21 protein-coding genes are annotated in these 20,394 nt (G+C 28.3%); 9 read left to right on the plus strand and 12 right to left on the minus strand.

Annotation, left to right across the window (positions count from 1 at the left end):
* Positions 1-371 (plus strand): hypothetical protein (locus ABS911_RS09790; RefSeq protein WP_350467426.1); only part of this gene is annotated, 371 nt, incomplete at its 5' end.
* 589 nt (positions 372-960) lie between these two features.
* On the opposite strand, the gene ABS911_RS09795 is transcribed toward ABS911_RS09790, so the two are convergent.
* Both ABS911_RS09795 and ABS911_RS09800 read right to left on the minus strand, forming a co-directional pair.
* Entirely contained in the window at positions 961-1,407 is a 447-nt protein-coding gene (locus tag ABS911_RS09795; RefSeq protein WP_350467427.1) for a GNAT family N-acetyltransferase, read from the minus strand.
* A 534-nt stretch (positions 1,408-1,941) separates the two neighbouring features.
* On the minus strand, positions 1,942-2,370 hold the full coding sequence (locus tag ABS911_RS09800) for a helix-turn-helix domain-containing protein (RefSeq protein WP_350467428.1): 429 nt from the start codon (positions 2,368-2,370) through the stop codon (positions 1,942-1,944).
* A gap of 376 nt (positions 2,371-2,746) precedes the next feature.
* On the opposite strand from ABS911_RS09800, the gene ABS911_RS09805 reads away from it, so the two are divergent.
* Positions 2,747-2,944 (plus strand): helix-turn-helix transcriptional regulator, encoded by a 198-nt coding sequence (locus ABS911_RS09805; protein ID WP_350467429.1) that lies wholly within the window; start codon positions 2,747-2,749, stop codon positions 2,942-2,944.
* 6 nt (positions 2,945-2,950) lie between these two features.
* The gene (locus ABS911_RS09810; RefSeq protein WP_350467430.1) at positions 2,951-3,367 is read left to right on the plus strand and encodes a hypothetical protein; all 417 of its coding nucleotides are present in this window, start codon (positions 2,951-2,953) and stop codon (positions 3,365-3,367) included.
* Between the two features lie 138 nt (positions 3,368-3,505).
* Here ABS911_RS09810 and ABS911_RS09815 read toward each other — a convergent pair whose 3' ends face one another.
* The 4 genes from ABS911_RS09815 to ABS911_RS09830 form a co-directional block, all read right to left on the minus strand.
* The gene (locus ABS911_RS09815; RefSeq protein ID WP_350467431.1) at positions 3,506-4,579 is read right to left on the minus strand and encodes a hypothetical protein; all 1,074 of its coding nucleotides are present in this window, start codon (positions 4,577-4,579) and stop codon (positions 3,506-3,508) included.
* Between the two features lies 1 nt (position 4,580).
* Positions 4,581-5,174: a hypothetical protein gene (locus ABS911_RS09820; protein ID WP_350467432.1), complete on the minus strand. Its 594-nt coding sequence runs from the start codon at positions 5,172-5,174 to the stop codon at positions 4,581-4,583.
* 68 nt (positions 5,175-5,242) lie between these two features.
* Positions 5,243-5,923, minus strand: coding sequence for an HNH endonuclease (locus ABS911_RS09825; protein ID WP_350467433.1), 681 nt, complete (start codon positions 5,921-5,923; stop codon positions 5,243-5,245).
* A complete protein-coding gene (locus ABS911_RS09830) occupies positions 5,916-7,337 on the minus strand; it encodes an AAA family ATPase (protein WP_350467434.1) in 1,422 nt (473 codons plus the stop codon). Before ABS911_RS09830 ends, ABS911_RS09825 begins: the two co-directional genes overlap by 8 nt.
* A 333-nt stretch (positions 7,338-7,670) precedes the next feature.
* Between ABS911_RS09830 and ABS911_RS09835 the strand changes: the two genes are divergently transcribed.
* Together ABS911_RS09835 and ABS911_RS09840 are read left to right on the plus strand one after the other, a co-directional pair.
* Complete coding sequence (locus tag ABS911_RS09835) at positions 7,671-7,979, plus strand: DUF6442 family protein (protein ID WP_350467435.1); 309 nt, start codon at positions 7,671-7,673, stop codon at positions 7,977-7,979.
* The gene (locus tag ABS911_RS09840; RefSeq protein ID WP_350467436.1) at positions 7,976-8,212 is read left to right on the plus strand and encodes a helix-turn-helix transcriptional regulator; all 237 of its coding nucleotides are present in this window, start codon (positions 7,976-7,978) and stop codon (positions 8,210-8,212) included. Before ABS911_RS09835 ends, ABS911_RS09840 begins: the two co-directional genes overlap by 4 nt.
* Before the next feature lie 520 nt (positions 8,213-8,732).
* Here ABS911_RS09840 and ABS911_RS09845 read toward each other — a convergent pair.
* The 3 genes from ABS911_RS09845 to ABS911_RS09855 form a co-directional block, all read right to left on the minus strand.
* On the minus strand, positions 8,733-8,951 hold the full coding sequence (locus ABS911_RS09845) for a hypothetical protein (RefSeq protein ID WP_350467437.1): 219 nt from the start codon (positions 8,949-8,951) through the stop codon (positions 8,733-8,735).
* Positions 8,952-9,817: 866 nt separating this feature from the next.
* A complete protein-coding gene (locus ABS911_RS09850) occupies positions 9,818-10,123 on the minus strand; it encodes a bacteriocin immunity protein (protein ID WP_350467438.1) in 306 nt (101 codons plus the stop codon).
* 323 nt (positions 10,124-10,446) lie between these two features.
* Positions 10,447-10,701, minus strand: a complete 255-nt coding sequence (locus ABS911_RS09855; RefSeq protein WP_350467439.1) for a hypothetical protein — start codon at positions 10,699-10,701, stop codon at positions 10,447-10,449.
* An 833-nt stretch (positions 10,702-11,534) separates the two neighbouring features.
* Between ABS911_RS09855 and ABS911_RS09860 the strand changes: the two genes are divergently transcribed.
* Entirely contained in the window at positions 11,535-11,960 is a 426-nt protein-coding gene (locus ABS911_RS09860; RefSeq protein WP_350467440.1) for a DUF6680 family protein, read from the plus strand.
* Between the two features lie 417 nt (positions 11,961-12,377).
* On the opposite strand, the gene ABS911_RS09865 is transcribed toward ABS911_RS09860, so the two are convergent.
* The gene (locus ABS911_RS09865; protein WP_350467441.1) at positions 12,378-14,177 is read right to left on the minus strand and encodes an AIPR family protein; all 1,800 of its coding nucleotides are present in this window, start codon (positions 14,175-14,177) and stop codon (positions 12,378-12,380) included.
* Positions 14,178-14,779: 602 nt separating this feature from the next.
* Entirely contained in the window at positions 14,780-15,763 is a 984-nt protein-coding gene (locus ABS911_RS09870; RefSeq protein ID WP_350467442.1) for an HNH endonuclease, read from the minus strand.
* A gap of 466 nt (positions 15,764-16,229) precedes the next feature.
* Between ABS911_RS09870 and ABS911_RS09875 the strand changes: the two genes are divergently transcribed.
* A complete protein-coding gene (locus ABS911_RS09875; protein ID WP_350467443.1) occupies positions 16,230-16,517 on the plus strand; it encodes a type II toxin-antitoxin system RelB/DinJ family antitoxin in 288 nt (95 codons plus the stop codon).
* A 14-nt stretch (positions 16,518-16,531) separates the two neighbouring features.
* A complete protein-coding gene (locus ABS911_RS09880) occupies positions 16,532-16,813 on the plus strand; it encodes a type II toxin-antitoxin system mRNA interferase toxin, RelE/StbE family (RefSeq protein WP_350467444.1) in 282 nt (93 codons plus the stop codon).
* A 496-nt stretch (positions 16,814-17,309) separates the two neighbouring features.
* Here the strand turns inward: ABS911_RS09880 and ABS911_RS09885 are convergent, their stop codons facing one another.
* On the minus strand, positions 17,310-18,905 hold the full coding sequence (locus ABS911_RS09885) for a hypothetical protein (protein ID WP_350467445.1): 1,596 nt from the start codon (positions 18,903-18,905) through the stop codon (positions 17,310-17,312).
* A 1,009-nt stretch (positions 18,906-19,914) separates the two neighbouring features.
* Here ABS911_RS09885 and ABS911_RS09890 point away from each other — a divergent pair.
* A partial coding sequence (locus ABS911_RS09890) for a ParA family protein (RefSeq protein WP_350467446.1) occupies positions 19,915-20,394 on the plus strand: 480 nt, incomplete at its 3' end.

Here is a 20,394-nt window from a genome sequence, read left to right on the forward strand (position 1 = left end):
CTGATAAAGAAGACGCATTATATAATTATGCTAGAGATTATTGGGCAAAACACATATATTTTTTAGAAAACATTGAGGATAGAGCAATAAACGGTACATTTTGGGAAACTTTCCTTACCGAAATATTTGAATTAAATATGCCAGAAGGATATACGACTAACTTGACAGATAATGAAGTCGATAGTCAATTCAAAGAACTCATAAAAATATACTTAGAGGAATATGATCAATATGTAGACACTCTATTTGATTTTTATAATGATGAAAGTAAGACCGTTAAAGATTTAGATGACGAATTGCTTACCATAATTGCGTGGAAAGGCGTTTCTAAAGATAGAAGGTTCTATGTTATAAAAGAAATCAATGTTTAACCAGTATACAATTCAAATGGATTATTCAATTTATCCTGCTTATATAACAAAGTAAAAAAGCCCTCAACAATATGTCCGGTATTGATAGTTATAGCTAGACTTTTCTTTTTTAATTAATGTATTACATAAAAAAAATAGCTTCAAAAAAAATTTTCCATTAGCTTTTCAAAGAATAGCGAGTGACCGGACCACTAAAAACACGTTATTACTTCTAGCCTTCCTTCTAGAATATGGCTTTTATATTAAGGGGAAGAAAAGCAAACTTAATGTTACTGTATGATTAAACAAAATAAAATAGATATTCTTCTGGTTTAATCGTTTATGCTTTTCTTTCTCTATGTAATAGAAATTATTAATTATAATATTAGAAAAAATAGTTCTAATTTAATAAGGTTCTTCATACATTATTTTATATAATTTCGTGTGTTGAATTATATTTAGAGTGAAAAAAACGTCAAAAAGACTTTATAGAGGATAGATATGCTATTTTTAAATTTGACTGAAATATACAAAAAAGGATAGAGTTTAAAATACACTCTATCCTTATAAAATCAACGACTATAATATTTTAAATGAGTTTTTAATCTAATTAAAAAGAGTTGTTTTTATTCCAAGTCATGTGATATTCAATCTCTTTATTAATAACATCTATTTCAGAAGAAATGATTTCAAATCCATTTCTTTGATAAAATCTAACAGCACCTTGATTTTTCTCGTAGACTTCTAATGATAAACTGTTATATCTATTTTTTGCATCTTCTAAAAGAGCAAGTCCTATCCCTTGAGAACGGTAATCACTGTCCACAAAAATTCCTGCAATAAATCCATCCATAATACCTATGAAGCCAATGGGGTTTTCATTTTTTTGATATACTCTTAAATCAGATTGAGGTAGCAGTCTTTTTACTTCATCATAATTTTCGTGCCAATAATCAGCTGGAATAAAGTTATGAGCTTCTAGATTAGAATTAAGCCAAATTTTTATAATACTTTCTATTTCTTTGTTTTCGTTAAGATCTTTAATATTATTCTTCATGTTGGTTCCACCCTTCAAATGTTGTTAATAAAATTACATTTTCTTTGAAAGTGTTTGCCAACAGAGCTATTTACCTTGCTGGCAAATTAGGCTATAGACATTTAGTTCACCCCTTATAAAATTATATTTTTAAAGTGTATCATAGAGTTAGTCATTTAAAAAGACCGTGATTTCGACCTTTACTGTGTCTGCTCTCTCTGTCCTTTTTAAGCCACACAGAAACCATACTTCATGACGTAAAATGTGGTGGACTATAACATGTTTGGATTCCACAGAGATGCATAAACAACCTCAACAAATCAAGGTTTGAAATACATGACTATATGTAAATTGGTGTATTAAAAAGAATAACCTCAGTTCATTTCAAACTTACCGTTTATTTTTTTTTGTAAATATAATAACAATAAAAAGTAAAAAAATAATGAACAAACCATACCCCACTAAAAAAACCTCCTTATCTATTTATGAATCATTAAAAATTATATCTAAGTACTTAATTTAATTTGAATGATTAAAAACTCTATAGGACATCTCTTAATGATTGTCTTGTAGAGTTTTTAGTATGGATGTTATTCCCATTAATATTAAAAGGAGAGCTAACAAAAATACGATAATGATTGTTCCGAAGAATACGAGTGTTGCACTAAGTTCACCTGGACTGATGAAATAAAAAAGAGTTAATGCAATGAATAAGCTACTTAAAATCAATACACCAATAAAATAATGTCCTCTTTTTATTTTTTTATCTAATTGTTTGACCATTTTAGGAGCTCCTTTAATAAGTTCGTCTAAAGAAATGGCATATACCTCACTAATTAAAATAAGGCTACTGAGATCAGGGAGGTTACGTCCATTTTCCCAGTTGGAAATTGTTTGTCTTGAAACATGAATTTTTTCTGCAACATTTTCCTGTGTTAGTTGAAGTTCATTTCTTTTTTGTTTTAATATCGTTTGTATTTCCATATAATCTCCTTTCATTTTTACTATAATGACTAATTATAAACTATACTATCAAAGGTATTTATAGTCATGCTATAGTTACTCTAAAAGTATTTTACATTTCAGCTAATACATTAATATACTTGTTTATTATAAGTCTACTGTCAAAAATAGAGGAAAACTTTTAGTCTCTTATCTATCCTATTAAAGCCCTAAAAATAAAAAAAAGAACCCCGATTAATCAAGGTCCATGATACATGATTCTATCTAATTTCATGTATTAACTTATATGTTTAAACAAAGGATTAAGATTGCAAAATATGTAATATATATATTGAATAATGTTTTTTATATGTTACACTATCCCTATAAGAGATGATAAAGGAGGTCAATAATATTCGTGGATAATAGAATAAAAATTGCGCGTATTCAGGTTAATTTAACGCAGCAACAATTAGCTGAAAAAGTAGACGTCACTCGTCAAACGATTAGTTTAATTGAAAAAGGCAAATATAATCCCTCTTTAAAACTATGTCTTAATATCTGCCACGCAGTCAATAAAACACTAGATGAACTATTCTGGAAAGAAAGGGACTGATATAAAATGAAAAAAATTACAGATGAACGTTTAATATTAAAGAACCTAAAAAATATCAGAAACGCATATGCTATTCAAACTCTAGGTATCTTAGGTATATTAGGTTATGACTGGATTACTAGAGGATCAGAAGTAATGCACGAAAGCCCACTATGGCTTGTTTTTATCATTTCGACTACTGCATTAGCATTATTCTCTATGGACATTAGTGTAGATCATGAAGCTCGTAAGAAATCTCCTAAAAGAAGCCTCATTATTTCCATTGTTATTATTGCACTTATTTCTATTGCAGTTGGAATTTTTGTACCATTCACAGGTAAATCTGATCCAATAAACGGATTAATCGTAAGCGGAATCTGTTTTATTTGTGTTCTTATACCCTATATTTATATTTATTATCTACGTAACAAACAGCAAGATTAGATTATGATTACCTAAACGAGCCTTAATTTATTAAGATTCTTGATACACGTTTTTATAGAATTTCATGTATTAAAATAATTTAAAAGAAATAGTAAACTTTATTGAGACATACTATTAAGCGCTCCATTCAGTAAATTCTTAGTCATAAAGAAATGTTCGTGATTCAATATTTATTCCCTCTTGGAATATATATTTTTTTAAATCTGACTGGTTTATCTCATCAGTAATGTTTTGTAAAACTTCTTTACCTACCGTAAAAGCTTGATTAGCTTCATTTTCAGAACACCTATATCCTTCATGAGCAATTTTATTTCTTATCATGTAGACTTTTTCTTTATAGTCATTTAAAAGGTTAGAAGGATCGTCTTTTTTGTCAAAGTTAAAAGTATATCCTATATCTGAAAAAAAATTTGATAAATTAGTAGTTAGAAGATTATTGTAATTGGTTTTTAATTTCTTTTCTATTATTTCTTCTGAAAGTTTTTCTTTGTTGATTAATATCAAACGATAAACTGTATACATAAATATTTCAATAGAAGTTTGAAGATGAATTATAGCGCTATTGTAATGTCCTTTTGTTAAATAACTTTTACTTTCCCTCATATACAAAATAGAAGTTACAAATTCACTTGAAGTTTTATTTGTTTCATTTACAAATCCTATTAAACTATTAAGTTGTTTACTTGTTAATCTTTTCTGTGATTTAAGAACGTGATTACCATGTGGATTTACTACCATTGAAATTTCGATTGAATGAGGTTTAAAATTAGTAGATCTTATAACAGAGACTGGAAACGCAGCTGGCAAATCTTGCCTTGATATTCTCTGTATCCCAGGAGGATCTAGTTTAACAATTAAAGAATCAATAAAATGTTGCAAAAAATCAAATGTTAAGTCAACAGCTTCATGCATTTTTTTTTCAGATTTTTCAGCTTCTATGTGTTCATAATGACATATTACAATTTCAGTTTCTGTATAAGCAATTGGCAAAAAAGGATAGTACTTTTGAGATTTTTCGTCACGAGTTTTAAATCTAGTCATCATTACTATATCCTGCTCTTCATATCTAAATAACGAACGCTCTAAATCTCTTAATGGTAGAGTAAAAGGCAAATCATATTTTACTGATACAAATCCTTTAGGAGTTTTATTTTTTTTTTTCAGATGCTCTCTCTTCAAATTATCATATTCTTCTTTAGTAAAAAGCCACATGTTATTTATCCTCATATGTTTCCCAAGAAAGAATTAATTTTCCCTGGTTATTATAAATTTCCCAATTCGTTTGATTACTTTTTTCACTTTTTTCAAACTTAAATGCTATCAATACACCAAAAATTTTATCTAATCCAGAAATGTTTATATCCACCAGATTATCAAGGGTAGAGTTAGGATTTGAAATAGAGAACGGTCCGATAACTTCTAAATTCTTTTCAGATACTTTATCTTTATTTAAAAATTTTGCAATATATCCAATTCCATTATCAGAAAGTTTAAAACTTTTGCCTTTTTTTAGAGCGTTACTAACAATTGAGAATAAAAATTTCCCTATAGGGACTGCAGCTGCAAAATTAAGTACCGCTATAAAAGTAGGATGATTTAAAATATTAGTTATTTCCAATGACAAGCCAGCTAAATCACCAATAGCAGCTGATTCATGTTTCTTTTTTGTATCGATTACAAGATTATTTTTTTTAGCTAATTTTCCAATTACTTCTTCTAGATCATCATTTTCTACTTGGTAAATTGTAATCAGAGCTTCTTCACAAGTATCATCATTATTTATTTTATAATTTGGTCCTCCTGCCACAATAAATACCTCCTTTAAAATTTAAGTTTAATTAGGTGACTTATTATAAACCAATATAATTTTTATACTTAGACTGTTTCTAATTGAATTTCATTAAACTTAGTAAATCGTCTAAATATAGTTTTTTTAAACATGTAATATTCTTTATCTTCTTTGAATTCATTTTTCATTATCTGTACATATATGTCTATATTAGGATCATTATTTTCGTACATTTTTTTCATTTTACTTAATTTAAATTCAAAATTAGAACACTCTTGACACCTTTTTGCAACTAAATCTGCTCTGCTATTTAAATCTAAAGTTGATATAAAAAGCTTAGCATCATAATCTTCAGTAAACATTTCTGTAAGCAAAAGAGAAAAAGTAACTGTTAATTTATCCTCAAAATCTATTTCATAAGGATTCAATAGTTCGGATTGACCTTTTTTTGTATTACAAACTACACAACACCATCCTAAATTTTCCCATTTAAATGTTAGTTCTGGATTTATTTTTTTAGGCTTAATGTGTTCGATATTTCCATACTCAGCTACACCAATTTTAGTGTCACAATACATACATTTACTAAAACTTTCTTTAATTAAAGCAGCTTTCACATCATCTTTATTATACTTTGAAAAAAGAGTTTTATTAACTTTTGAAGAATCATTATCATTTTGTATGTACTGTTCTAATAACTGATTTGTCCATTTTTCTGAGTGTAATCTCAATGACTCAGGGATTGTTTCTTTTATAATTTTAGTCATTTGACTCACCTTCATTATTGATATCAAAAATTAAATCAGATAATAACGATTCAATATTTGCATCTTTCATATCTGTCTGTAAATTACTAAATTGTTCATTAGAAAGATTTGTATTTTTATATTTAGCTAATATTTTAGAAAATTTCTTTTCTGCCCAAATCGGTAATGTTGTTGGAACGTCTAATATATTGTATAGTATATCATCATTTGATTTAGCTAAATCATATTTATAGTCTTCTATTTTTTTTAATTCAACTTTTTTATTTTCATTATGATCTAATATATAAATAAATGAATCCTCTACTGAATTTACTATAAATGGACTGTGTGTTGAAATGATAAATTGGACGTTAGGAAAGGCTTTGCATAACTTAGGTAAGATATCTCTTTGCATAGATGGATGAAGATGGTTTTCAAGTTCATCTATTAATACAAAATAATCTCCATCTATGGGAACCGCCATAAATAACTGCCAAACTATATCAATTATTGCACCCATTCCTCCTGATAAGGAATCCAATAAAAATCTTCCTGTTTCAGTTTCAAAAATAATTTCACCGGTACTTCTATCTATAACAATATTATTAAAACCGATTTCCTCTGGTAAAACTAATTTCAATAAACGAATAAATCTTTCTGTTTCTTCTTTAATTTCCTTATTTTCTGTAACGTGAGAACTATCTGCACTGAATAGTATCATTGAAATAATGGATTGTTTTATAACTTCGTGAGGGTTGCGAATCTCTGGTACTGAATTTGTTATATTATGTTGATAGTTTGCTGACGCTAAATATTGAGAAAAACTAACTTCTTTTTTCCAAAAACCATTTGGTATGTATCCAATTTTAGAATAGATATAGGGACTTTTATGAGAACTAATAGAAATACCTGGATCATATACATTCTCCTGTACGTTACCATACCCATACTTAGCACTATAATATTCCCATGAATTTTCCCCATCTTTTTTTATTTCTAAATTGAAATCATAATTCCAAGTATTATTATTTATAGACTCTATAGGTAGCTCTAACTTGACAATAGCATCTTCAAATTCTATATGAGTTATTGTCTCAAAATCAAGCTCTTGTCTTTTTATACTCTCTAAAAAGATTGAAGGTATTTTGTCAGCTGATAAATCAAAATTATAATACGCACCGTTCTGATTTATTGTTTTTTTTGATAGGATATCTGCTATTTTTTTTAATTCAGAGATACTTAGCGATGTCATGCCATTATAAACTTCATTTGGCTGTTCAGATGAAAAAGTTCGCGCAATCATTCTAAGCAAGGTACTTTTTCCAACTCCATTTTTTCCAGTTAAAATTGTTACTTTATCATGAAAATCTAACTCGAATTTTTCAAATTGATTCCATGACTTTTTCATAATTAAACGTTTTATTTTTTTTCCCACTGTAACATCTCCTTATGTAAAATATAGTGATTGATCTATTAGAATATAGTATCACAGTCAACAACTATTAATGATATTATATTCTTTATTGCCATATTGTCTTTTGTAAGTGTCAACTAAATAGTTCAGAAAAATATTAGCTGAACATTTTCCAACACCATTTCTACATGCTGTTGTATTTACAAATAATTTAATTAGTTTATGGATACACGATTCTATCTAATTTCATGTATCAAAAGATTGTTCAAATAAAGAGCAACATTGACAAGTTTGTTTGTCTACGCTATTATTTATTCAGACAAATAAACTTGTCATTATAAAAGGAGGATAATTATGAAAAAAGAAAAGATATTAAACAGTTACCGAAATGAAAAGAGCGATGAAGGTAACGACCATATCAATAATATGAGTGATGAGAAAGGTTTCTTTGCTATGGTTATGTTAATCATGCTTATAACTATCTATAAAATATATATGGATTTGCCGTTTGGAGATACTGGTGCAATCCCATTATCTTTTTTATCTTTTCATAGCTTTAATCGTTATAAGCAAACGAAAGAAAAAGATACCTTGGTATATGGTATTGTTACTGGTTTTATTGGAATTGCGTTCTTAGTTTGGTATGTGATCGAAACAATATGAGTAAACAAGATAAAAATTATTCAGAAGATACAGATTTAGTACTGAAAAATCATTTAAAGGACACCCGTAGAGAATTAGGGCTTTCTCAACAACAACTCGCAGATATGATCGGCGTTTCTAGAAATACGATTGGTTCAATAGAGAGATGTGTGTTTGTTCCTACAGCAAAATTAGCATTGATATTATGTATCGCTTTAGATAAAAAATTTGAAGAGTTGTTCTACTTTGATTAAATATAAAAAAATTAAAGAACCTTGTTAATACAAATTTCTAGATACACTGTTCTAAGCAATTTCATGTATTGATTTTGAAAATAATCGACAAAACCTAGAGTCTCTTTATATAATTTTCCAGAAAAATAATTACATAAATAAAAATGAAAAAGTAGGGATCAAAAAATAATTTGACCTCTGCTTTTTTTATTTTCCTGTAAAAAGAAAGCAAAAAAACACCTAAAACATATTACAAATGTATACATTAAACCTCTGTAACCACTGGTATGAAGGCTTTTTGAAAAGTTAAAAAAACATCATTTTTTGCGAATCTGGCGCCACTTTTATTCTAACGCTGCTGCATAAATTCTTAATTTGTACTAGCTGATAGTTTGATTCATAATAAAAAAAATTATAGAAAAATCTTAGGAGGTTAATTTTTTAGATGAAAAAAATTTTTAAACAACCTAAATTCTATTTAGTTAATAGAGCTGCAAATAAAAAATAATCAAGCAATGTAACAACTAAAAAAAAGTGGATCTTATTTTAGCTTTTCGTTTTCTTTGCTTTTAACTTCATTTCTATTTGTGACGAAATAAAGTAATCCAACCAGTAAAGATGAACCGCCATAAATGAAACAAAAAGAGACAATATATTTAGCTGTTGCAGGGAAAATCATCCCAATTAGCCCTACAAGGAACAAAACACTGCCATATAAAAAAGTTATGTTATACTCTTCTTTTTTAATACTATTTTTCATTTTAAATTTAATTCCTTTCAACTGCTCGTATTCTTTAAAATAACGTCTTATAAGACACTCCAACATTTATCTGGATAAAAAGGCGCGCCTTTTGCTTTAAAACCTCTTAAAACGTACTTAATTATCTTTTAAATGCTGTTTTTCTGCCCTTTAACTTATAAATTGCTTGCTCCATGATTTTTTTCAACATTTACTTATATCTAGTCTTAGACAGTCCGTTTCATTTATTAGTTTTTCTGTTTTTAATAGCTCTTAAGAATAACTACTAGGGTCTGGCTATCGCACGTGGCTGTTGTGAAAACTAGATAGTACTAGTAACACTTTATTTGATTTTTTTTTGGACATGATATCTTAATTAGTAATATAAGTAAATGTTACCTAGACTTCTTTCAATACATGAAATTGCTTAGAACAGTGTATGTTGAATCTTGTAAAATCAATCTTTTTATTTAGTTAATTATTTGTAGTAAATTTAAATTTCTTTTCATTAAGCATAACTCTATGTATACTCCAACGGGGGTGAAATACAAGCTCGTCGTTTTTTTGGCTTTATGCTAGCATTCTGTATGTAAAAGTAGCTCTATTTTATTATCTATCATTGTGCTTACGAACTTCAAAATAAAGTGAAAGAAATGCAAGCATGGTTAATATATAAAAAGCGATAAATATAATTTTTATGTTTTCACTATTATCATTTGAGAGTACAAGTGAAAAAAATACGGTCAGTATACATACCCAAGTAAAAAAACTATTTTTCAAACTATTTTTCTCCTCCTTTTTTATTATTCCAGTTATCACTAAAACACTATATAATTTTTGTGAATTATATTAATACATAAAGTAGTGTATGTAATTTCATGTGCCTTTTAGAACTGTGATTTATCTCCATAGTTAGCTCGATAAGAACCATTCAATCCAGCTTTTTGCCCAATTCCACTTAATTGTCTAATTAGTTCATCTTGCTCTTCACTAAATATTAATTTTTCAGTAAAGGCTTTAAAATAAATAAAATTGATTAGACGATTAATCAGAGGAGGATTTTCCTTAGAGTCATTCAGTCTTTTATATACTTTCAATAGAACTTCTTTAATGTCTTCCATTTCTTCGCCTGTATTAGACTGAACGAGGTTATTATATAAATCATGTACAAGTCGTTTCGACTCATTTCCCATCATATCTAGCTCCTTTTTTATATTCTATACTCTTATTGTGTCATTATTACGGTTTTAATTCAAATCCATTTAACAAAAAATGGAGTGGAGATATAGTGAAAAAAACAAAGAAAGTTAATGGAAATTCATTCTTGAATCGTTTCGTTAGTTGTCATTGGAATTCTAGGAATGCCAGGAATCCTTTTCGATCAAATTGACGATAACTAATTCTAGAATAGAGTTGATAACTTTTTGAACTGAAAAACGAACCTTATTAATTTAAGGTTTTAGATACATAATTTTAAGCAATTTCATGTATCTTAAATAATTTTTAAAAAAACTGGCTAATCTTCTGAATAATAAATAGTCATAAGATAATAGAAAAATAGTGTAACTGCTATAACAACAATAAGCGCTTTTAAGTTTAAAGTTCCAATGTATAGTAAAAACAGTGAAAGTAGAACAGGTTTTACTAGGAATCTTAGCACCTTAGAACCTTTATGCTGTTGATTTAACGTATATAGGAATCGAACGGGTAAAAATAATACTCCAAATAGTAGTGTGAAAAGAACATCTTTCAATGACAATTTTTGATTCATTTCAAAAACTCCTTTCGAATAGTTTGTTCCTTTATCTTCAAGGTCAGATAAGTTGAATAGATTATCTAACAGTTTTAGGCTGATCAAATCAGGTTGGCTTTTTCCTAATTCCCATTTAGAAATTGTTTGCCGTGTAACAAATACTTTATCTGCGACTTGTTGTTGTGTAAGATTTAATTCCTTTCTTTTAGTTTCAGTTTATTAGAAATATCCATAATGACCTCCTAAGATATAACGTATCATTTCTTTTCTTTTAAACAAAGCAACGATAACGCAACGTTTGTACTGTTGCTTTAAATGCTCTTATTAACATAACCATTGCGTCTGATTAATAAAAAAAGAACCTTGTTAAAACAAGGTTCAAAACACATGCCTTTATGTATTGGAATCTGATTTTGTTTTAACATTAAGAAAAATGTGATGTACTGAAAGTAGAAATGTCACAAAACTTATTAACGAGATCATCATAATCCATACTGAGTTCTCGCCATAAAACATAGTTATAGCGAAAATAATAAAAGATACTATTGCTAAAATGATTAGTTTAATTTTTTTGTCCATAATAAATTAACCTCCAATGTTTAGAAATCATTAATGATCATAATAATATTACATTAAGAATTTATATAGCGATCATCTGTTATTTTTAGTATAACAAAGATAAAATAGGCTTTGTTTAATTAAAAAAAAAGAATGAAGATATGTAATTTCATGTATCTATTAATACATAGAAAATATATTTAAATAAATTATTAGTTTATACTTTAGAGGCTATGAAATGATAAAATGAATCATAGCTTATTTTTTACAAAAAGGAGAAAGGAGATTCTTTAATGGAATGGATCACTATAACGCCAATATTACTAGGTGGCTTTCTAACATTAGCAGGTGGAGTATTTCAAAGTTGGTTTTCTGATAAAAAGCATAAAAAAGATGAGCTAAGAAAAATGAAATTAGAAATATTAGTTAACTTACAAGCATATAGGCTTGCGTTATTAGATGTAGGTACACCAGAGGAAAAAGCTCAGGTTGCTGAAGCTATACCACCTTTTGCAAAAGCTCTAAATCAGGTAAATATAGCATTTATTAACAATAAAACAGTAATAGAAAACTATAAAAATCTTTATAAAGATTTTACTTCAAAATACTCTAATAGTGACACTCATAAGATGTATTTGCATAATTTAATAAAAAGTATGTATGAAGATTTAGACATGGAAAGTCCTGACTATGATACTTTTATGGGAACATTATTTTAGCTTAATTATACTTTTAATTTAATTATCTTTATTTAGCCGTTGAAACTTAAAAACGTATATATACCATGTTTTTTTGATTTTAATATACTTAAGCTATCTTTTATATTTAACCTTGGAACCGACCTCGGTATATTAAAGTAGGCTTACTCTAACTTGAAACAGCTTAAGTTAGAGTTCAAAAAATAATAGTTAGAAAAAGATATTTATAATTAAAACTATAATGTTAAGTAATAAATTTCTTGGTTTAAAATAAATGCTTTAGTGGCTCTGCCTTCTTTTTCTGCATATACATCTTGAATTTTGTCTAGTTCCGTAGCACTTCTTTTAGCTAAATTTAAACAAAAAAGTGTAAACTAATCAAATATATTTATAGAAAAGACCTGGAATATAAATATTCCAGGTCTTTTCTATAAATACTTATTTAACTTTTTCAGGAGATAAAAATACTTTCACTTGACTATCAATTAACCTAGCAGACTTTTCTGTCTTAGAGAAATTAGCCATATTAGATGAATCACTGGGATTTTCTTGGATTATTATTTTTAATATTTCGATTGATTTTTTTAACTTAACATCAGATGCTCCATTAATTATTTCTGGAGTTAAGTTACTTATGTCTTTAGCGCTAACTTTATAGGTTTTAGTAAGTAGACTTGCTAAAATTCTTGTTAAGTGTAATTTGAAATATTTTTTAATGTATTCATCTATATCATCTGTTGCAACAAAACTAGTAGTCAAATATTCTTCCATTTTTTTTCTAATTAAAACTACATGTAAATATACTTCTATGCTAGTAGCTGTATTAAATAAACTTTTATAATCGTCATCTTTTTTTGTTAATACAGTCGGACTAGTTCTAGCTCTAGAGGGACTACTCTTTAAAATAGCTGTTAATGCTTGTGCTAAGTAATTTATACTGATTATTCTTTTTGTATCTTTTCCTTTATTTTTGTAATAATTTTTACGCCGATCATAATAAAAATTATTCATTTGAAAATATTGTTCAATATCTCGTTGGATATTATCGGTTGATCTTAAAAGGGAAGGTGAAACTGCATTTTGGGAGTTAGTTGCTTTAATTATCGCATCTCTTGATTCTTCTTCTTCAGTAATAATAATTTTACAAAAAATTGTTCTTTCATCATTCATTAAAGCTGCTTTGTTATTTTTAAAAGCATTGTAAATAGAGTATGACGTTTGTAAACCATTAACGATTTGAATGTTTTCTAAAGAAAAAGTTTTCCCAGTTAACGATCCTACGTCAGCTAAAATCGTTATTCCATTATTTAGCCACCAGAAATCTTGAGTGATAAGAGGGTTACTCAAAGTAGTTTCTATTGATTTGTTAACTTCTGTTTTATTTTGATAATCTCTAATATTTGATTCAAATAGATGTTCTTTTAAAGTTACATTTCCTTTATCATCTTCTTCTACTAAGAAATCAAAGTAATCTTTTAAAGTAGTAGTAGCAATATAACCTTTTTGTTTATTTTTTTCCTCACCATATTCTACATAGATAGGATTTTCATTTTGCTTTAAACTTCCAGTGTATGATTTTTCATATTGATTTAATTTTTTTAATTCCTCTACTCCTAATAGCAAATATTCACATTTAGTTGAGGCTCCCAAGCTAAATTTTTCAACATCTTGTACTAAATCGCTAATTTTTTGTTTGTAAGCATAATTTTGGGATTTTTCAGCCAATATAGGTGCCGAATCGCCTCTGCTTGCGTGTATAAATGTTATTTTCACATTAGGATACTTAGAAGCTGATTTAGTTACTGCTTCTCTGAACAGTGTGATCTTGTCTATTATATCTTGCGAAATACCACTACTAATTTCAGGTAGAACCTTATCAAGATCTACAAAATATTTATAGCCTGTATTAAATTTATTAATAACATTTTCTTCAAAGGAAGTTTTATTTTTGAATTGGAAAATAAAGAGATGAATATCAAAATTTTTAGCTAAATTATCAAAATCAATATCTTCAACATCTGAGATATTTCTATCATTGAAAACAATATAGACCCCATCTGTTCCCCAATCTTTTTTCCCACCAACGAGCCCGCCAGCAACTTCTTCATCTGAGAAATCGTATTTTTTGAAAAACATTTCTGAAACAAAACGTTCAAAGCTTTCGTCTAATCCTATAGGGTTTTCTGCATGATATTCCTCTAAGATTGAATTTAATAGTGCTAAATTATTACTAGCCATTTTTTTTCCTCCAAATTCATTATTTTTCATATAAAAGCCAATTTTTAGTTAATAAATAATTAGATTAACGGCTGACTATGATGTAGTCATAAGTGTATCTTTGTATGATAAACATTACAAGCGTTTTTTTATTTGTATGTTTACCACTTTTGATAGAATGAATATATGAAATATTTTTAAGATAAGTTTTTCGAAAGGAGAAAAACTTATAGTGTCTTTGGCCAATTTTTTTGATCCCTACTTTTTTATTTTTATTGTTTAACAACACGAGAAAAAAAACTGAAAATCATACACACAAGTACATAAGCATAATTGAAACTCCGTAAAATTTGGTATATGTAGGTTTTGAAACTTTTAAAATAATGCATTTCTTGCGAATTAGGCACCTGAATCTCAATTTATTTTCGTTACAATTTTTTTTGAATTTTTAAAATTGTGGAGCGCTTTTTCACACAACATAATTCATCGTGTATAAGTGTGCCCTTTTTGTTTAGTATCTAAACAAAATCAGAAAAAACGTAACTTCAAAATATAAAGTATAGACTAAGAAAAACAAAAAAGATGAAACAAAGGATTTATTTCCTCTGTTTCATCTTTTTTATTTAAAGTATTTTATTCGATTTTGTTCTGTTACATTTCCAACAAAGTGTCTGTAAATTATCAAGAGTAGACATTCCACCTTTGGAAACTGGAATAATATGATCAATTTCTAATAGCAATAAATTTTGATCTTTTACAGCTGCTGTGCACATCTGACACGTGTAATCATCTCTTTCTTTAATAACTGTACGAAGAGATCTTGTCATTAACGCTCTCTGTCCTTTAGCACTGTTCTTGTATTTTATTTTTTCTACAATATATTCTGATGTAGCTTCAATTGTTGGTCCGTTAAAATCAATAACTGATTTTTGAGAACTATTTCCTCCAGCACTTACATATTCAAATATATATTGAGCATATTTAAGTTCAATTGGAGGAATATTTACACCTATCTTACTCATTAATTCTTTATGGTAGTGTTTCAAAATGAATTTAGGAGGATTAAGATTATCTTCAATTTCTTTTTGTCTTAACTGAAGGTTTTCAATAGTATTTTCCATTCTGGAAATATCATTTCCTATTTCTTGTAACTGATCTAAATTATTTTGAGTAGCTTTTATATCAAAATATTTACATAAATATTTTATTGGTTCCTCAGACGCTTTCCTAACGACTTGTAAGGACGTTGAGTAAATATTACCAGTATTTATGGATTTCTCATTTCTATCACGGACATATTTATGATTACTAGTATTTTCGAAGGTTACTAAATGTGAATGATCCTTCGCATTGTTCGTAGGTATAAATTGATTATTCTTTGGAATATTATTTATATATTCTGAAATTTCATTATACTCAATAACAGTAGCCTCAATTTTGGATGTATGTTGAATAAATTCTTCACTATTAAAATATCTATTTTTCCTTATATTTCGAATTATTCTATGTATGATATAAATACCTATAAATCCTAATATAAAAGGCCATAATGACAATAAAAATGCTAATAAAACTACTATAATAACTATTACGATTAAAATTTGCAAAATACTTATTCTCCTTCATATTGTGATTGTGAACGACCTTAAATTTCTTACAAAGGTTACAATAGCATATAAAAACACTTAAAACCTCTTAATTTTGATTATTAAACGCTTTTGGGTATTGTAAGGCTTGCCCTGCACGAACGAAGTGAGCACTTTACTCGTTTGAATCGTAAATAAACAATCTTTTAAGCGTTTCTACTAAAACATCTCACAAATCCCCCCGTTTCTTCACTGAAAATGGAGCAGAGCGACTTTTTTGACCTTATACGATAGTTCTTAGCTTGCGTTACTTGGATAATAAATAATTACTTAATTTCCCTAGCTAACATAATCAAAGTTATCAAAACTATATAACCAACTAAATTATGAATCAAAAAAATCAATACACGAAACAAAAACGAACTACAATGTGTTTACATCTGCATTACATTAGCGTATAATTATCATTAATAAGGAGGCGATTTAAATGGAAACAAAACAAAAAAAAGCGGTCATACAAGTGCGTATTGACGAAACCGTTAAAAGTCAGGCCGTAGCCGTTTTAAATAACCTAGGTATGGACACGAGTACAGCTATTAACGTCTTTTTCAGGCAAGTAATCGCAGAAAATGGTCTACCCTTTCAACCAAAACAAGCAAAATTCAATACCGAAACCCTTGCAGCAATCAAGGAATCTGATGAAATGGTCCAAAATGGAACTGGAAAACGCTACACTTCTGTTGACGATCTTTTTAAAGATGCTTTAGGAGATTAGTTGGTATGTTAGAAATGAAACAGACAACCAAATTCAAAAAAGACCTTAAACGACTAAAGAAACGAAGTGCTAATCTTGAAAAACTCAAAACGGTTATGCAAATGATCGTTGAAGAAGTGCCCTTACCTGAAGAAGAATACCGCGCTCATCTCTTAGAGCCGACAAAAGATTATCTCGATTGTTGGGAGTGTCATATTGCTGGACGCAATAGCGATTGGCTATTAATTTATAAATTTTACCCTTCTCAAAATCTTGTCTCTTTTATCCGAACGGGGACACATTCGGATGTTTTTTAGCTTTTTATCTACGCAATAAAAAGGGAAAAAGCCGCTAAAAGTAAGCGGCTTTTTTTTTTGGATAAGCCCCTCTTTTTTCGAACCAACAACCGAAAAAGACAGCACATAAAGAGAAGGTTTTAGACGCAAACAACGAAAAAAATAGGATTGATAGTGCCAAAAACCATAATTTATAATAATAGAAGCAGCAAATATTATTATAACAAGATTTGCTGCTTCTATATTTGTGTGTAATTTCTTTTAATAAAAGATGCGGAAATCCCACTAGAAAAATCTAAACATCCATCTCCGTTATCTAAATACACTATATTTATTGAAATTTATGGACTCTCTTTTCTAACTTGTTTAAATTCTCTACTTACTATTTTTGTTACAACCTATTAAAGACTAACTAGATTACTACCCTCATTTTAACCATACTCTTTTTTAAAGTACCTTTTAAATCAAAGATACTCAATTATTAGAATTGTAACTAAGCTAAAAATAGATTCAAATATTAATATTTTTCTGACTCTTCCATTAATTGAACTTGCCCTTCAATTAATTTACTAATAGCATGATAAATTAATTGAGAAGAATAACTACCATTTACATAAAAACCAGAATTATAACTAATTTTTTCCTCAATAGTTGCTGCTTTTATATTATTATCTATTTTACCATTCGTTTCTAAAAATGTTGCATAATCAACTAAAGACTTTCGAGTAGCAAATAAACATTCTATATTGCTATCGTGAATAATCAATCCAATGGGACTTAGATAATAGTATACAGCATCCTCAAGTGTTGAAGTTAAGAACGCATCTCCTTTTTGTATTTCAATTTCGTTTATATACTCAGAATAATTTTTTACAATAGTCATATTATCATCTATCTCTTCTTTTATTACTTTTTCTGAGGTGGGGGCTATTTCATTAAACCAATTTTTTTCTTTTGCCACTTTTGAAAAAAAGATAGCTGTTTGAAGATCAACTTCTAACTTAAAAGGATAATTATAGCTTTTTATCTCCCACTCTTCTTTCTCGTATTTAATAATCATTTGATCTGCTAGTTTTTCAATAAAAGCAATTTCATTATAAGAATAGTTCCCCATTTTACCTGAAGTTCTAATATTATCAGCATCTCTAATAACCTTATACAAAATAGCGTATATTTGTGAAGGAGAATAAAATTCAAGCCATCTGTCAAATGCATTCAATATCTTTTTTTCTTTCTCCGTATGATCCAGTTCTCTAGTAAATTTTAATTCTTTCATTTGAAATTTAAACAATTTATAAAGTTCTTTTTTTGCAAATTCTCTCCAAATAGAAACCAGCTCTTCAACATCTTTTATTTCTATTCCAGTCCCAGTTCTAAGTAATTCAAAAAGTTCTTCTTTATCATAATGTTCATCATAAATATTTAATGATAAGTAAGATTCTTGTCTATTATAGGAAAAAGATGATTCTGTAATATTTGAAAATATATCAATTGAATTTTGATCAGATATTTCAAGTAAATTTTTATCTAATAATTCACTCAATACACTGTCAGAAAAATTATTATTAACTTCACTATACATACGAAATGGCGGAATTAAATCATTATAGTCTATATCTACGATTTGAAGTAACGCTGCTATATGTATTCTATCCATTATACTGAGCTCTTTTAATTCTATTGGATCACTGTAAACCTCACTTAGAACTTTTATAACTTTCTTTTTTTCTATTACTTGTTTTTTTTCACAATTTAAACAATCACATCTTTTATTTGCAAAATTATTAGTTGAATACTCTTTGTGTTCGCAGACTAAACAAATTCCATCTGGTGAGTATGTTTGTAATCCTGATTTACTAGGTAGTTGTACAGTTAGATATGTATCATCATAAGGACATTGTTTATCCATATAGTAATAGGGTAAACTTTTCGAAAACATAGACATATTTGTTAATGGTAACTTATAGTCTGCTACTATAGCTTTAACATTTTTTTTACTAGAGTAATACAACTCAATAATTTTCTTTAAGTTACTATCACTTACTTTGTAAAAAATATTTTCTTCATCCTCAATGGGAATTAATTTGTATTCTATTATTTCTTCAAAATTCATATTATTCTACCTTTCTAATCACTTATCTGTATTCCATATATACTATAATTAATATACTTATTTTGGATAATATCTATTGACCTAAGGTTTCTCATTTGCTAGCCGAGGTGAGAGAAATTGGTGAGATGAGCATAGTTGTACCCTAGCAAAGCCTAAAATATATTTAAGCTGAACTAGAGTACGAATGTGTCTATTATATATGTTCTAGCCTCGGATCGAGTCGGAGCCTGCTTCACATGCTATATCGTCGGTGTTGTTGTCTCAACACGCTTAAAACCCTCTTAAAATCCACCCTAAGAGTATTGTTTTAAGCTACCAGCCTGAATCAGACCTGGATTACCGCCCCCACCAGTTCAAATCGGTCGTGGTCACCATTCAGAACAATAGAGGATATAGCGACCCTATTTGATTGTTCCTAGCATTCCTTATTGCAGCGGCGTATGCTTAACCTGTCTACTTAAATGCTGTCACGCACACAGCTTGGCTCCTGTGTTGGTAAAAAAGCCACTACTAATTGCCAACAGTTTAAATAGTTGATATAATAGTAGTACAAAACATTGAATTTAGTTGTCTCGTAGATTGCCGTCTACGGGGCTTTTTTTTTATTTAATTATATTATTACTTTTGAATTAATCTAAATTTACTACACAATTTTTTTTTTGTAAAACCTTATTTTATAAGCAATATAAGGTTTTTATGTAGATGTGTCTACATGTAGATTTGTAGACTTGTAGATTTGTCTACATGTAGATTTGTAGACTTGTAGATGCGTCTACATAAGTCTTGAAACCGTTGTCCTAAAAGGATTCCTAGTTGTAGATGTGTCTACATGTAGATTTGTAGATTTGTAGATTTGTCTACATGTAGATTTGTAGATTTGTAGATTTGTCTACATGTAGATTTGTAGACGTGTTTTTTTTGATAACGTTTGACATCTATATACAGCATGGTATATTAACTATATAATACAACATGTAGATTTGTAGACGAATTAGAAAAGAGGGGTAGTATGGCTAAAGTAATAACATATGGTAATTTTAAAGGTGGAACAGGAAAGACCACAAATAGTGCAATGATGGCTTACATGTTATCTAAATTGGGGTACAAGACATTGTTGGCTGATTTAGATCCTCAAGCCAATGCAACATCTTTGTATTTACATACTAAACAAAGAATTACAAATAATATCGTTACTTTTGATAAAACCTTAATGTCTGCTATAGCTGATGAGGATTTGTCTGATATCATCATCGAAATAAAAGACAATTTATATTTGCTTCCTAGCTTCGCTGACTTTACGTCTTTTCCTTTATTTTTAGAAAAGAAATTTCCCAATAGCCAGTTAAAACGAGTTACTTTTCTAAAAGGACTAATTGAAAAAATTAAAGATGATTATGATTTTATTTTGATAGACGTCCCACCTACATTAAGTACCTATACAGATTCAGCATTATTAGCATCTGATTATACAATTATTGTATTACAAACC

The organism is Carnobacterium sp., from assembly GCF_040274425.1.

Bases quoted from the DNA above. Each gene is read 5' to 3' on its own strand.
- ABS911_RS09795 (WP_350467427.1), bottom strand. From the start codon at position 1,407: ATGAAGAATAATATTAAAGATCTTAACGAAAACAAAGAAATAGAAAGT.
- ABS911_RS09800 (WP_350467428.1), bottom strand. From the start codon at position 2,370: ATGGAAATACAAACGATATTAAAACAAAAAAGAAATGAACTTCAACTA.
- ABS911_RS09810 (WP_350467430.1), top strand. From the start codon at position 2,951: ATGAAAAAAATTACAGATGAACGTTTAATATTAAAGAACCTAAAAAAT.
- ABS911_RS09815 (WP_350467431.1), bottom strand. From the start codon at position 4,579: ATGTGGCTTTTTACTAAAGAAGAATATGATAATTTGAAGAGAGAGCAT.
- ABS911_RS09825 (WP_350467433.1), bottom strand. From the start codon at position 5,923: ATGACTAAAATTATAAAAGAAACAATCCCTGAGTCATTGAGATTACAC.
- ABS911_RS09835 (WP_350467435.1), top strand. From the start codon at position 7,671: ATGAAAAAAGAAAAGATATTAAACAGTTACCGAAATGAAAAGAGCGAT.
- ABS911_RS09840 (WP_350467436.1), top strand. From the start codon at position 7,976: ATGAGTAAACAAGATAAAAATTATTCAGAAGATACAGATTTAGTACTG.
- ABS911_RS09845 (WP_350467437.1), bottom strand. From the start codon at position 8,951: ATGAAAAATAGTATTAAAAAAGAAGAGTATAACATAACTTTTTTATAT.
- ABS911_RS09850 (WP_350467438.1), bottom strand. From the start codon at position 10,123: ATGGGAAATGAGTCGAAACGACTTGTACATGATTTATATAATAACCTC.
- ABS911_RS09855 (WP_350467439.1), bottom strand. From the start codon at position 10,701: ATGAATCAAAAATTGTCATTGAAAGATGTTCTTTTCACACTACTATTT.
- ABS911_RS09860 (WP_350467440.1), top strand. From the start codon at position 11,535: ATGGAATGGATCACTATAACGCCAATATTACTAGGTGGCTTTCTAACA.
- ABS911_RS09865 (WP_350467441.1), bottom strand. From the start codon at position 14,177: ATGGCTAGTAATAATTTAGCACTATTAAATTCAATCTTAGAGGAATAT.
- ABS911_RS09875 (WP_350467443.1), top strand. From the start codon at position 16,230: ATGGAAACAAAACAAAAAAAAGCGGTCATACAAGTGCGTATTGACGAA.
- ABS911_RS09880 (WP_350467444.1), top strand. From the start codon at position 16,532: ATGAAACAGACAACCAAATTCAAAAAAGACCTTAAACGACTAAAGAAA.
- ABS911_RS09885 (WP_350467445.1), bottom strand. From the start codon at position 18,905: ATGAATTTTGAAGAAATAATAGAATACAAATTAATTCCCATTGAGGAT.